This window comes from Labrys neptuniae, assembly GCF_040797145.1.
Classification (GTDB): Bacteria; Pseudomonadota; Alphaproteobacteria; order Rhizobiales; family Labraceae; genus Labrys; species Labrys neptuniae.
In genome coordinates this window covers 17101-30783 of record NZ_JBFNQD010000010.1, presented here as the reverse complement: position 1 = coordinate 30783, position 13683 = coordinate 17101, and the positions used below count along the sequence as shown (strand labels likewise).

The window sequence follows — 13683 nt, the reverse complement described above, 5'->3', positions numbered from 1 at the left end:
CCGCGCCGTCGCCCTTCCTGCCGGCGCCGTCAAATCGGTGGGCGCCATGGCAGCACGAACCTCTGATGCTCTCACACAAAAAAGCGGCGACCGGATGAATCGATCGCCGCTTGCCCCCCTATCCGGGCGTGCCTCAGGCCTGCTCGGGCTCCAGCAGCACCTTCCAGATCAGGCCGCCCACGATGGCGCCGACCAGAGGCGCAACCCAGAACAGCCAGAGCTGGTTCACCGCACCGGTCTGCGCGAAGAAGGCGACAGCCGTCGAACGGGCCGGATTGACCGAGGTGTTGGTGACCGGGATCGAGATCAGATGGATCAGCGTCAGGCCAAGGCCGATGGCAATCGGCGCAAAGCCGGCCGGCGCCACCTTCGAGGTCGAGCCCAGGATGATGACGAGGAAGGCTGCCGTCAGTACGATCTCGGCGATCAGGCAGGCGATCATGCTGTATTTGCCGGGCGAGAGGTCGCCATAGCCGTTGGACGCAAAGCCGCCGACCTCGAAGCCAGGCTTGCCGGTGGCGATGGCATAGAGCACCGCCGCGCCGACGAGGCCGCCCACGACCTGTGCGATCCAGTAGGGAATGAGCTCAGCCCAGCTGAACCGGCCACCAACGGCCAGCCCCAGCGAGACGGCTGGATTGAAGTGGCCGCCGGAGATACCGCCGACCGCGAAAGCCATGGTCAGGACGGTCAGGCCGAAGGCCAGGGCGACGCCCGCGAAACCGATGCCCAGTTCCGGGAAAGCCGCCGAAAGCACGGCGGCACCGCAACCGCCGAAAACCAACCAGAACGTTCCGAAGAACTCTGCCGCGAGTTTTTTAATCATGTCTCATCCATTTGGGCTTGTCTAACGAGAGGTTGCTTGGTTCACGCCGTGAATGACTCATCTTCATGGACCAATTTTTTCTGTCGCCCGGCATATAAAACTGACGTTGGGGAATGCACTAATATTCTACCTCCCCACTCGCCACAGACAGATGAAGTATCATGATTCTGGCGCAACACCATGAATCAAATGCTGGATTCGTGAGTGCAATCCCAGCAATTGGTTAAAAATGGCGATGGCGGACTGCCAGATTCAGCAAGACCAAGTCCCTACCTCACGAAGCGGAAGGTCGGGAAAGTTCTCCTTGCGGACTACTAAAAAGCGAAAGCCCCCTCTCCCATGCCCTATGGCTTCCGCGCCGCGTCCTCACGCCGGCGGCAGAAAGGCCGGATTGAAAACGACCTCCCACAGATGCTCGTCCGGATCCTGGAAATAGCCTGCATATCCGCCCCAGAAGGTCTTCTGGGCTGGCTTGACCAGGCGTGCTCCTGCTGCGATCGCCCGCTGCATCACGGTATCGACCTCGGCCTCGCTGCCGACATTGTGACCGAGGGTGAATTCGGTCGGACTGCGCGCCGACTGCGCGATCCCGGCATCGTGGGCGATGTTGGCGCGCGGAAATAATGCGAGCTTCAGGCCGTTCTGCAGATCGAAGAAAGCCACCGAGCCATGCTTGAATTCGCGACCGATGATGCCTTCGGTCGGCAGGCCGAGGCCGTCACGATAGAAATGCAAGGCGGCTTCCAGATCGTCCACGCCGATGCTCAGGACGCTTACATACGGTTTCATGATGAAAACTCCTCCTCCGTACATGGCTTGCGGGGAATCCGCGATATTCGCTTATGCCAACCGTCTGAAACGCCCGACTCGATCGTCATCGCGAACAGAGCGAAGCAATCCAGGGTCGGAAAACGGCGCACTCATGGCTCCTGGATTGCTTCGCTCCGCTCGCGATGACGGAGAAGAATAAGCCGCAAATCAAATTCCGACCGTCATACTGTGCCATCATTCCGATGCCTGCCTTGAAGATTTCGGCCAAATACGCATGCGGCTCGAGGACAGGGCCATTGCATGATTGCCCTGCCGCCCGGCTCATGCCAAAAGCCCGGCCATGTTGCATGTGAACGGCCTTACTTATCGCCTGGGATCGCGCGTCCTGTTCGACAACGCCACCGTGGCGCTGCCGCCGGATGCGCGCGTCGGCTTCCTCGGACGCAACGGCACCGGCAAAACCACCTTGTTCCGGATGATCATGGGCGAGGTTTCGCCCGATCTCGGCAGCGTCTCGGTGCCGCGCGGCATGCGCATCGGCCGCGTCGCCCAGGAAGCGCCGGGCGGGCCGGAAACCCTGATCAAGGTGGTGCTGGCGGCCGACGAGGAACGCACGGCCCTGCTGGCCGAGGCGGAGACCGCCAGCGATCCCCACCGCATCGCCGAGATCCAGACCCGCCTCGCCGACAAGAATTCCCATGCTGCGCCGGCGCGGGCCGCCACCATTCTGGCGGGCCTGGGCTTCGACCATGCCGCGCAAAGCCGCGCCTGCTCGGAATTCTCCGGCGGCTGGCGCATGCGCGTGGCGCTGGCCGCCCTGCTCTTCACCGAGCCGGACCTGTTGCTTCTGGACGAACCGACCAACTATCTCGACCTCGAAGGCACGCTCTGGCTGCAGGATTATCTCGCCTCCTACCCGCACACCGTGGTGGTGATCAGCCATGACCGCGATCTCCTCAACGCCTCGGTCGACTACATCCTGCACCTGACCGAGGGCCGGCTCGAACTCTATCGCGGCGGCTATGACGGCTTCGAAAAGCAGCGTCGGGAAAAGCAGGCGCTCAGCCTGAAGCTGAGGAAGAAGCAGGAAGACCAGCGCCGCCACATCCAGTCCTTCATCGACCGTTTCAAGGCCAAGGCCACCAAGGCGGCCCAGGCCCAGTCGCGCATGAAGATGCTGGCACGCATGGAGCCGGTGGCGGCGATCGTCGACGAGGAAGTCAGGCCGTTCGACTTTCCGCCGCCCGCCAAGGAATTGTCGCCGCCGATCATCGCTCTGGAAGGCGCCAGTGTCGGCTATGGCGAGCGCACCGTGCTGTCGCGGCTCGACCTGTCCGTCGACAGCGAGGACCGCATCGGCCTGCTCGGGTCCAACGGCAACGGCAAGTCGACCTTCGCCAAGCTGCTGGCCGGGCGCCTCGCGGCGATGGCGGGGCGCATGCGGCGCTCCTCGGCGCTGAAGGTTGCCTATTTCGCCCAGCACCAACTCGACGAACTCAATCCGCAGGCCTCGGCCCGCGACCATGTCGCCGAGATGATGGTCGGCGCCACCGAAGCGCAGATCCGCGCCCGCACCGCCCAGATCGGTTTCGGCGCCGACAAGGCCGATACGCCGGTCGCCAACATTTCCGGCGGCGAGAAGGCCCGCCTGCTGATGGGCCTGGCCACCTTTGGCGGCCCGCATCTGCTCATCCTGGACGAGCCGACCAACCATCTCGACATCGACAGCCGCCAGGCCCTGATCCAGGCGCTCAACGACTATCCCGGCGCGGTGATCCTGATCAGTCATGATCGCTATCTTCTCGAAGCCTGCGTCGACCGGCTCTGGCTGGTGGCGAACGGCACGGTCAAGGGCTTCGACGGCGACATGGAGGATTATCGTCGCCTGGTCCTGGCCAAGCCGGTCGTGGAGAAAAGCGAACGCAACGGCGAGCCGACGCAGCGCCAGGCCAATGCCGCCCGGCGTGCGCAAACCGCAGCCGACCGCGAAAAAGTCCGGCAGATCGAGGCGGCGATGGAGAAGCTGCAGGCCATCATCGTGGATCTCGACGAGAAGCTGTCGCGTCCCGGCCTGTTCGAGCGCTCGCCCGACAAGGCGGCCGAGATGGCCAAGGCACGCGCGACCGCCGAAGAGAGGCTACTCCTGGCGGAGGAAGCCTGGCTCGAAGCCAGCGCCGCTCTGGAGGAAGCGTCTTCATAAGACCTAAGCTGGAGACAGATATGGATGATCGGCGCAGACTAGCGATCCTGGGCGGGCTGGCCCTTGCAGGCGGCGTGAGCCTGTCGGCGCAGGCGCAGGAACCCAACGCCGCCGAGCGCTTCGCGGCCCGACTGAACGCCCACGACATTGACGGTTTCGCCGCCCTGTTCGCGCAGACCTATGTCAACAACCAGGCCAGCGCCGCCGCTCCGACCCGCAAGGACCTCAGCCCCAAGCAGGCGACGGTGGCCTTCTTCCAGGCCCGCCTCACCGCCATGCCCGATTTGCGGGTCGCGATCGAGACGCAGGTGAGCCAGGGCGACAAGGTCGCCGCGAGCTTCGTCTATACCGGTACGCACAAGGGCCCCTATTTCGGCATCGCCCCCACCGGCAAGCACCTGCGCTTCACCTCCTGCGACATCTTCCGCATCGAGGCCGGCCTGATCGCCGAGCACTGGGGCATGGGCGACATCGCCGGCGTCATGGCGCAATTGAAGGGCTAGGTTTGCGACCAGTATTGCGTCTCTAGAAACTGTTGCGCTCGTTATAGGTCCGCAGGAAGGACTGGATGCGCTTGTCGGCCGGGTTGTGGAAGATCGCCGCCGGCGTATCGACGGCGACCAGCTCGCCCGCTTCCATGAAGGCCACCTGATCGCCGACATGGGCGGCAAAGCCCATTTCATGGGTGACCACCACCATCGTCATGCCCTCGGCGGCAAGCTGCTTCATCACATTCAGCACCTCGCCGACCAATTCGGGATCGAGCGCCGAGGTCGGCTCGTCGAACAGCATGAGCTTGGGTTCCATGGCGATGGCGCGGGCGATGGCGACGCGCTGCTGCTGTCCGCCCGAAAGCCGGCCGGGATGGCTGGCCATCTTGTCGGCAAGGCCGACCTTGCGCAGCGCCTCCGCCGCACGTGCCTGGGCCTCGGCTTTGGAGAAACCGCGCACCTGGACCAGCCCTTCGGCGACGTTCTGCAGCGCAGTCATATGCGGCCACAGATTGAACTGCTGGAACACCATGCCGATGCGCCGGCGCATCTCGCGCAATTTGCCCGAGGCCATGCGCTTGCCGCCCGGGGTCTCGTAGCCGATCAGCCGGCCGTCGATGCGGATCTCGCCGGCATCATACTCCTCCAGGAAGTTGATGCAGCGCAGCAGGGTCGACTTGCCCGATCCGGACGGGCCGATCAGGCAGGTGACCTTGCCGGGAGGTATCGAGGCCGAGATCTGCTTCAGTGCCTGGAACGGCCCGTAGAACTTGTCGACCTTGCGGATCTCGACGGAGGAAGCCTGTTCCATCTCAGCGTCTTTCGATCATGTAGTGGGTCACGCGGCCTTCCAGCCAGCGGCCGAGCCGGGAGACCAGTTCCACCAGGCCCCAGAAGAACAAGGCCAGCGCCAAGGTGGCCTCGAAATAGCGGAAGGTCTCGGTGATCATCCGGTCCACCTGGTAGCGCAACTCCGGCACCGTGATGGTGGAGAGCACCACCGTTTCCTTGGTCAGGATGATGGCGAAATTGACCAGCGCCGGCAGGGACGAAACCAGGGCGAGCGGCAAGAGAATGCGCCTGACGATGGCGAACTCGCTCATGCCGATGGTGCGCGCCGCCTCGATCTGCCCCACCGCAACCGCATTGAAGCCCGAGCGGAAGATCTCGGCGAAATAGGGACTGCCATAGATCGACAGCCCGATCAGGCCCGCCGGCAGGGCATCCAGCCGCAAGCCGAAGGCGGGACCGCCATAATAGAGCACGTAGAGCTGGACCAGGAAGGGCGTGCCGCGAATGGCCTCGACATAACCGACCAGCAGCCAGCGCAACGGCGCTGGCCCATAGCGCTGGGCCAGGGCGATGACGAGGCCCAGGACCACCGAACAGGCGGTGCCGACCAGCCAGCACAGCACCGTCATGCCGAAACCACGCAGCAGTGCTGGTCCGTAGTGAACGATCAGCTCCATTACGCCGCCGTCCTTCGTTCCAGGTACCGGCCGAGCGCGGCCAGGCACAGATTGATCACGAGATAGAGGCATCCCGCCGCGACATAGGCTTCGAGCGGACGATAGCTTGCACCGGCCTCCGCCTGGCTGGCACGCGTGATCTCCCAGATGCCGACCAGGGAGACCAGCGAGGAGGCCTTCACGAGCAGGATGAGCTCGTTGACCAGCGCCGGCAGCGACAGCCGGACCGCCTGCGGCAGGATGATCCGTGTCCAGATCGAACGCGGCAGCATGCCGATGGCGACGGCCGCCTCGGCCTGCCCGCGCGGCAGCGCGTTGATGGCCCCACGCCAGATTTCGGCGACATAGGCGCTGGAGCACAAGCCGACGGCCAACACGGCCGCCACCATCGGCGGCACGTTGATGCCGGCAACCGGCAGGAGGTAGAACATCAAGAGCAGCTGTACCATCAGCGGCACGCCGCGAAAGAAGCTGATCCAGACCGCAGCAACCCGCCGCAATACAGGCGAGAGCGACAGGGCGCCGGCACAGATCAATGCGCCGACGAGAAGCCCGATCGCGATGCCCAACAGCGAGACGATCAGGGTACTGGGTACTCCCAGCGCCAGCGCATGGAAGCTTTTGACGAAGGCATTCAGCGAAAACATGCGAACGGGACCAGCGACCGAAGCGCGGCGTCACCAGGATGCCGTGCGTTCCCAAAGCAAGGCGTGATCCTCGCGAATCGCACCTTGCTCCGGCTCTTCATTGCGACGTGCCTTTCCGATCCGACGAGTTCCGTCAAACCGGAAAACACCTCAGGTCACTTGGCCGGCACTTCCAGCGGCAGCTCGGTATATTTGCCGAGCCACTTTTCCTGGATCGCCTTGACGCGGCCATCCTTGGTCATCTTGACGATGGCATCCTTGATGGCGCCGGCAAAGCTGGCGCTGTCGTCGCCCTTGCGGAGCACCCAGGCAAAATAGGTCGGCTTGCCGAAGGTCGACACTTCAGGCAGGGCGAACACATCGCCGCGCTGCTTGACGAGATAGGCAAGATTGGGCGCCGAGCCCGCCACGGCATCGAGGCGGCCGGCGGCCAGATCGGCATAGGCCTCGTCGGTCGTGCCGTATTCCTTGATGGTCACATTGCCGACCTTGGTGCCGAATTCCTGCAACTGCTTGAACTGCGCCGTGCCCTGCTGCACGCCGACGGTCTTGCCGGCGATGTCTTCGGGCTTGTTGATATCCTTGTTGGCGGCGGCCTTGACGATGCCGACGGTCGCATCGGCGATCGGCAGGGTGAAGGTATAGCGCTCGAGCCGTTCGGGCGTGATCGTCACCGGCGCGATGACGATGTCGAATTTCGACACTTCGAGGCCGGGAAGCTGGGAGGTCCAGGGCAGGTCCTGATAGACGGGTTCGACGCCGATCTCCTTGGCGACATTGTCGAACAGGTCCTTGGTCATGCCCTGATAGGTGCCGTCGACGACCATGTCGAACGGCGCATAGTGCATGTCCGTTGCCGTCACGATCTTACCGGCGCTCTTGACGCTGGCCAGCTGATCGGCCGACGCCGCCAGTCCCGAGCCGCCGACAAGGGCAAGCCCGAGCAGCGCACCGCGCAATAAGGTTCCGATTTTCATTATGTTCTCCACCTGGATAGGCTTTGGATTGAACCCGCTTTTTTTGGCATCGTCGAGAGCGGATTTCGCAATCGCCCCGCAACAGTTTCTCAGCAGCAACGGCCCCGCATCGATCTTGGGGAGGTATCACCATCAGGACGTTGGAGCGCAAGGCAAGCTTCGGCAAAACCACATGCTTGTCCCCCTTCGTTGCAGCACGCCTTTGCGATTTGAGATCTCCATCAACTCGCGGAACACTCAGGCGAGCAGCATGCGCGCTATGATGTTGCGCTGTATCTCCGAGGAGCCCTCGTAAATGCGCATGATGCGGACATCGCGCGCCATCCGTTCCAGGGGCAATTCCTGGGAATAGCCATAGCCGCCATGGATCTGCAGGGCGCGGTCGATGATCGCCCCGGCCTTTTCCGAGGCAAATAGCTTGGCCATGGAGGCTTCCTTCGAAAAGCGCTCTCCCCTCTCGCGCAGGGAGGCGGCTCTCAGCCCCATCAGGCGCGCCGCATCGAGTTCGGTCGCCATGTCGGCGAGCATCCATTGCAGCCCCTGGAACTCGCCGATCGGATGGCCGCCGACCCGACGGGTCCTGGCCCATTCCACCGCCATGGCCAGGGCCTCACCGGCCAATCCGGTACACATGGCGGCGACTTCGGTGCGGCCATTGTCGAGCGTTTTCAATGCGGTCCTGAAGCCGCTTCCCTCCGGCCCGAGCATCGCCTCCTCGCCGACGCGGCAGTCGAACTCGACCTCGAACACATGCCCGCCGCGCAGGCCCATCGTCTTTTCGGGGGAACCGATTCTCACACCCCCTTTTGCGGGCTCGACCACGAAGGCGCTGATGCCGCGTGCGCCGGCCGCCGCATCGGTCTTGGCGAAGACGACGATGAAATCGGCATGCGCTGCGTTGGAGATGAAATGCTTGACGCCGCGCAGGTGATACGATGCGCCGTCCCGTATGGCTCGGGTCGTCATGTCGGCCGGATTGGAACCGGCCCCCGGTTCGGTCAGGCCGAAAGCGCCCAATGTCCTGCCGGCCGCCGCATCCGGCAGATAGCGGCCGCGCTGCGCATCGTCGCCGCCGATGAGGATTGCATCGGTCGCCAGGAAATGCGCGGTCATCATCGAGACGGTGGAGCCGCAACCGGCCGCCAAGGCCTCGACGGCGAGATAGAGCACCACCGGCGACAGGCCGGGGCCGCCCCATGCCTCCGGCAGGTTCATGCCCATCGCGCCCAGTTCGGCCAGAGCCGGTATGTGCCGTGACGCGAAGGTCCCGTTTGCATCGATCTCACGGGCATTCGGCTTGAGGACATCTTCCGCGAAGCGGCGGATCTGCTCGACCACCGCGAGGGTGTCGGCATCCGGTTCGAAATTCATTGCTGTTCCTCCTGCGCGGCAAGACGGGCGAGAATGTCGTGCGTGTGCTCGCCGAGCCGCGGGGCTCGCACGGGCCGGCCACGCCGGGAGCCCGAAAAATGGGCGGGCTGCTCCGGCAGGGGAACCGTGCTCCCTTGCCGGAAAAGGCCACGTTCGCGCGCCAGCTCGGAATCGATCGCCTGTGCCACGGTGCTGATCGGCGCCACGGGTATGCCGGCTGCCGCCAGGACCCTCACGACCTCGCCGGTCGGCCTTGCGCCTGTCCATCGCTCCACATAGACGCGCAAGGATGGTTCATTGTCCGAGCGCAGAGAATCGCTGCGATAACGCGGATCGCTCGCCAGTTCGGGCTGCCCGATGGTCGCGGCAAAATCGGCAAATAATTTCTCGTTGAGGACCGCAATCACCGCGTGGCCGTCCATGGTCCGATAGGCCCCGAATGGCGCCGAGAGTGGGTGACGGTTGCCGACACGCATCGGCACGGCCCCCGTCGCCAGATAGCGGCACGCTCCGGTCGGCAGCAGCGACAGCAGGGCATCGAACATGGCGAGATCGATATGGCAGCCGCGCCCGGTGCGCTCGCGCTGCCACAGCGCGGCGGTAACGGCCCAGGCACCATATAGCCCAGCGCCGATGTCGCCGATCGCCTCGCCGACCAGGGTCGGCGGCCCGTCCGGCATGCCCGTCATCGCCATCAGCCCGCTCTCAGCCTGCACGATGATGTCATAGGCTGGCCGATCACGCCCGACGCCGTTCTGTCCGAAACCGGAAATGCTGAGATAGACGAGATCGGGATTCTCGCCGACGAGATCGGCATAGGCGATGCCGAGCCGGGACGCGACGCCCGGCCGGAAATTCTCGACCACGACGTCCGCCTGGGCGGCCAACCGCCGCGCCGTGATACGGTCGGCCTCGGCCTTGAGGTCGAGCACGATGCTGCGCTTACCGCGATTGGCAAACTCGAACATGGCGCTGTCATCCCCGACGAACGGGCCGACATGGCGATAGTCGTCGCCGGCGCTTCCCTCCACCTTGATGATATCGGCGCCGGCGTCGGCGAGAAGGGCGGTGGCGAAGGGGCCCGCAAGCACGCGCGAGAAGTCCAGGACGACGAGGCCCTCGAGCGGCAGGTCAAATCCAGTCATGGCTGTTCCTTGATGCCTGCGCAGGATTTGACAGCCCGTGAATAAAGGCAAATATTCTTATTGCATTAAGAGAATAAGTTTTTCCTATTCATGGTCACCGTCCGCCAACTGAGCTATTTCGTGGCTGCCGCCGAGCATGAGGGCACGGCGCAGGCGGCACGCGCCCTTCATGTCTCCCAGCCGGCGATTTCCGTGGCGATCCGCCAATTGGAGGAAAGGGTCGGTCAACCCCTGTTCATGCGCCGCCACGCTCAGGGCCTCGTCCTCACCCAGGCCGGACGCGACAAGCTTGCCGAAGCCCGTTCCATTCTCTCGCAGATCAATGCCTGGGCCGCCTCCCCCGGCGTTTCGTCCGGGCGCCAGACCTTCGTCGACGTCGGCTGCCTGACCACGCTGGGCCCGCTGTACATGCCGCCGATCATCAGCGCCTTTCGCCACTCCCACCCACATGTCGAGGTGCGGATGCGCGAGGGCGACATCGAGGAATTGCACCGGCTGGTCGACAATGGCCTGATCGAGGTCGCTCTGCTCTACGATCTCGACCTCGGCCGAACCGGCGCGGCCGAGACGGTCGCGGAATTCCAGCCCTACGTGCTCGTTCCGGCCAGTCACCCGCTTGCCGACAAGCGTCGCGTCCGGCTGCAGGACGTCGCCGCGTGGCCCCTGATCCTCATCAACCTGCCGCACAGCCGCGACTATTTCCTGGCGCTGTTCCGCCAGGCGGGTGTGACACCCACGCTGGGCATGGAAGCACGCACGATCGACATGGTACGCGGCCTCGTCGCCAACGGTCTCGGCATCGCGCTGCTGACCACACGCTCCCGGTCCGGTGTCAGCGAGGATGGCCTGCCGCTCGCCATCGTGGAGCTCGAGGATGCGCTCCCCCCGCAGAAGGCAGCGATCATCACACCGCGCCAATTTCCGATCACCTGGATGGCAAGCGCGTTCATCGACCATGTCCGCGCGCATTTCGGGCAGAGCCAGGAAACTTCGTCGGCCGAGGGACAGCAGTGCGCCTAGATCGATTGCCGATCCGGTCGGACCTGGCCTAAGCCTTCTTCTCCCAGCGTCCCTCGTCGCTCTGCTGCCAATAGGTCGCAGCAAAGCCGAGTTCCTTGGCCTGCTTCCACTGATCCCGCGCCCCTTGCACCGCATCGGCGTCATTGCCGTCGAACATCAGCACGATGCGCTCATAGCTCGGGGCATCCGCCGGCAAGGGCGCGCCATCGACGAGGAAGCGGATCGCAGCGCCGTTGGGATTGCCCTCATGCGTCACCAGCACGATCGGCTGGGCGGGACCATCGTCGCTCTCCAGCCCATGCGGCAGAAAGGCTTCGTCATTATAGGTCCAAAGCACGTCGTCGAGTGCACGCAGCCGCTCCTGCGGCCCCTGCACCGCGCAGCGCCAACCCCGCTGCAGGGATTTTTCCAGAAGGCCCGGTAGAACCCGTTCGAGCGGGGCTCTCTGCAGATGATAGAAGAGCAATTCCGTCATCGCCTCGCCTTTCTCAATAGTGGCTCTCCCGGGAGCGTGTCCTCACCATGGCAGGCGCGTTCCGCACGGAATGCCACCATTCTTTCAAAACCGGTACGCGAGCGATCAACTCGCTTCCGGCCGAGACACTGTCGGCAACGGCCAGGACCGGCGCGAGGTAGCACCAAGCCAGGTTGGGAGAAAGTCCCACGCCCCCCTCACCTACCAATTCTTGCAAGGCACGCAATGCCGTCTCGGCTTCCGCCAGCATCTCTTGAGTGGGCATCGTGCCATCACGCCACCACAGCGGCACGTAAATTCCCCAGACGAGCGGTCGATAGGCGTAATGATCGACAACGCGCATGATCTGACGCATGCGTGCCGCGGTGCGTGCATCCGCAGGCACCAACGAAGGATCGGGAAGCAGTGCCTCTATATAATGGGCAATGGCGTCGGTCTCATAGACGACCGTGCCATCGATCTCGATGCTCGGGATACGCCGGAACGGATGGCGCCGTTCATAATCATCCGGTATACCCCTGTCGTCAAAAATGTCAGCCATGACAAAGTCATGACCGACATTCTTCAAATCGAGAACCAGCCGGATGATCCGCGTATAGACGCTGTCAGGCGTGCCGAACAGCGTGATCCTCACCCCTCGTAATGCTCCGCCACCAGCCGGTCGAGCAGGCGCACGCCCCAGCCCGAACCCCAGCTGCGGTTGACGTCGCTGGCGGGCGAACCCATGGCGGTGCCGGCGATATCGAGATGGGCCCAGGGCGTCTCGTTGACGAAACGCTGCAGGAACTGGGCGGCGGTGATCGACCCGCCATTGCGGCCGCCGGTGTTCTTCATGTCAGCGAATTTGGAATCGATCAGCTTGTCGTATTCCGGGCCGAGCGGCATGCGCCAGACCCGCTCGCCCGTCGTCTGCCCGGCCACGAAGAGGCGCCCGGCCAATTCGTCATTGTTGGAGAAGAGGCCGGCATATTCCTGGCCGAGCGCCACCATGATGGCCCCGGTGAGGGTGGCGAGATCGATCATGAATTGCGGCTTGTACTTGTCCTGGATGTACCAGAGCACATCCGCCAGTACGAGCCGGCCCTCGGCATCGGTGTTGATGATCTCGATGGTCTGGCCCGACATCGAGGTGACGATGTCGCCCGGGCGCTGGGCATTGCCGTCCGGCATGTTCTCGACCACGCCGATGGCTCCGATCACATTGGCCTTGGCCTTGCGGGCGGCAAGCGCATGCATCAGCCCGACCACGCAGGCCGCACCGCCCATGTCGCCCTTCATGTCCTCCATGCCGGAAGCCGGCTTGATGGAAATGCCGCCGGTGTCGAAGGTTACGCCCTTACCGATGAAGGCAACCGGCTTGGCCTCGCGATTCTTGGCGCCGTTCCAGCGCATCACCACCAGCCGGCTGTCGTGCTCGGAGCCCTGGCCGACGCCGAGCAGCGCCCCCATGCCGAGCTTCTTCATCGCCTTGACGTCGAGGATCTCGATTTCGACGCCGAGTTCCTCCAGTTCGGCCGCCCGCTTGGCGAAGGCTTCGGGGTAGAGCACGTTCGGGGGCTCGTTGACCAGGTCGCGCGCGAGCCTGACGCCGTCGGCGATCGCCTCGCGCGACTTGCCGGCCTTCTTGGCTGCGCCATCGACGCTGCTGGCGATCGTCAGTTCCAGCACCTTGTTCGCCGCATCGTCCTGCTTGCGCGTCTTGTAGCGTTCGAACTTGTAGGCCCTCAGCCGGGCGCCGAGGGTGAAGTCAGCCACCTGATCGGCGGTGATGGCGGCATCCGGCAGGTCCAGCACCACAGTCGCCGACTTTGCCGAAGCCGGCAGCTTGCCGACCACATTGCCTCCGGCCTTGACCCAATCGGTGCGGGCGCCGTCCTCGGCCTTGCCGAGCGAAACCACGATCACACGATCCACCGTCAGGCCCAAGGGCGCAAGAATGTCGAGGGAGGTCAGCGCCTTCCCCTTGAAATTATCGGCGGAAGCCGCACGTTTGACCAGACTGCCGATACCCGGTAGAGCAGCTTCCGTTTCAGGCGATACCGCCAAATCGATATTTGTGAATATGACGGCAATGCCGTCGGCAATTTTCTCGACTTTTGAAAAAGACAGTTTCAATTCGGAAACCATAATTGATGCCCATTCCAAGCGAAGTTTCTCAATTATCGCCCATTCGTGGACACTATCGAGAAACTTTGCAAGCGGTTGATATTCTGCCGATTCCTTCTCCCCGCGCCAATGGCTCGGGGAGAAGGAATCGGCTTGGAAGCTGCCGCGCGGTTGACGGCTTGTTG

General features: G+C 63.8%; 14 protein-coding genes. 3 read left to right on the top strand and 11 right to left on the bottom strand.

The annotated features are described in order from the left end of the window. Window positions 1–133 precede the first annotated feature (133 nt). Window positions 134–826, bottom strand: coding sequence for an aquaporin Z (gene aqpZ / locus ABXS05_RS24190; RefSeq protein WP_367625654.1), 693 nt, complete (start codon window positions 824–826; stop codon window positions 134–136). 366 nt (window positions 827–1192) lie between these two features. Continuing rightward, complete coding sequence (locus tag ABXS05_RS24185; protein WP_311933151.1) at window positions 1193–1615, bottom strand: VOC family protein; 423 nt, start codon at window positions 1613–1615, stop codon at window positions 1193–1195. Window positions 1616–1937: 322 nt separating this feature from the next. Between ABXS05_RS24185 and ABXS05_RS24180 the strand changes: the two genes are divergently transcribed. After that, window positions 1938–3797: an ABC-F family ATP-binding cassette domain-containing protein gene (locus ABXS05_RS24180; RefSeq protein WP_367625653.1), complete on the top strand. Its 1860-nt coding sequence runs from the start codon at window positions 1938–1940 to the stop codon at window positions 3795–3797. 20 nt (window positions 3798–3817) lie between these two features. After that, window positions 3818–4300, top strand: a complete 483-nt coding sequence (locus ABXS05_RS24175) for an ester cyclase (RefSeq protein WP_367625652.1) — start codon at window positions 3818–3820, stop codon at window positions 4298–4300. 22 nt (window positions 4301–4322) lie between these two features. On the opposite strand, the gene ABXS05_RS24170 is transcribed toward ABXS05_RS24175, so the two are convergent. From ABXS05_RS24170 to ABXS05_RS24145, 6 genes are all read right to left on the bottom strand, one after another. Further along, entirely contained in the window at window positions 4323–5099 is a 777-nt protein-coding gene (locus ABXS05_RS24170) for an amino acid ABC transporter ATP-binding protein (RefSeq protein ID WP_367625651.1), read from the bottom strand. Between the two features lies 1 nt (window position 5100). Beyond that, a complete protein-coding gene (locus ABXS05_RS24165; RefSeq protein WP_367625650.1) occupies window positions 5101–5757 on the bottom strand; it encodes an amino acid ABC transporter permease in 657 nt (218 codons plus the stop codon). After that, a complete protein-coding gene (locus ABXS05_RS24160; protein WP_367625649.1) occupies window positions 5757–6404 on the bottom strand; it encodes an amino acid ABC transporter permease in 648 nt (215 codons plus the stop codon). Before ABXS05_RS24160 ends, ABXS05_RS24165 begins: the two co-directional genes overlap by 1 nt. Window positions 6405–6559: 155 nt before the next feature. Beyond that, window positions 6560–7381 carry a transporter substrate-binding domain-containing protein gene (locus ABXS05_RS24155; RefSeq protein WP_311933159.1) on the bottom strand — a complete coding sequence of 274 codons (822 nt, stop codon included), beginning with the start codon at window positions 7379–7381 and terminating at the stop codon, window positions 6560–6562. A 237-nt stretch (window positions 7382–7618) separates the two neighbouring features. After that, window positions 7619–8752, bottom strand: a complete 1134-nt coding sequence (locus tag ABXS05_RS24150; protein ID WP_367625648.1) for an acyl-CoA dehydrogenase family protein — start codon at window positions 8750–8752, stop codon at window positions 7619–7621. Further along, on the bottom strand, window positions 8749–9897 hold the full coding sequence (locus ABXS05_RS24145) for a CaiB/BaiF CoA transferase family protein (protein ID WP_367625647.1): 1149 nt from the start codon (window positions 9895–9897) through the stop codon (window positions 8749–8751). The genes ABXS05_RS24150 and ABXS05_RS24145 overlap by 4 nt, the downstream gene beginning before the upstream one ends. A gap of 90 nt (window positions 9898–9987) precedes the next feature. On the opposite strand from ABXS05_RS24145, the gene ABXS05_RS24140 reads away from it, so the two are divergent. Further along, window positions 9988–10917: a LysR family transcriptional regulator gene (locus ABXS05_RS24140; protein ID WP_367625646.1), complete on the top strand. Its 930-nt coding sequence runs from the start codon at window positions 9988–9990 to the stop codon at window positions 10915–10917. Between the two features lie 28 nt (window positions 10918–10945). Here ABXS05_RS24140 and ABXS05_RS24135 read toward each other — a convergent pair whose 3' ends face one another. From ABXS05_RS24135 to ABXS05_RS24125, 3 genes are read right to left on the bottom strand one after another with little or no spacing between them, the layout of a single operon-like run. Further along, the gene (locus ABXS05_RS24135) at window positions 10946–11392 is read right to left on the bottom strand and encodes a DNA polymerase III subunit chi (RefSeq protein ID WP_367625645.1); all 447 of its coding nucleotides are present in this window, start codon (window positions 11390–11392) and stop codon (window positions 10946–10948) included. Window positions 11393–11405: 13 nt separating this feature from the next. Next, entirely contained in the window at window positions 11406–12026 is a 621-nt protein-coding gene (locus ABXS05_RS24130) for a glutathione S-transferase family protein (protein WP_367625644.1), read from the bottom strand. Then, window positions 12023–13519: a leucyl aminopeptidase gene (locus ABXS05_RS24125; RefSeq protein WP_367625643.1), complete on the bottom strand. Its 1497-nt coding sequence runs from the start codon at window positions 13517–13519 to the stop codon at window positions 12023–12025. The genes ABXS05_RS24130 and ABXS05_RS24125 overlap by 4 nt, the downstream gene beginning before the upstream one ends. Window positions 13520–13683 lie beyond the last annotated feature (164 nt).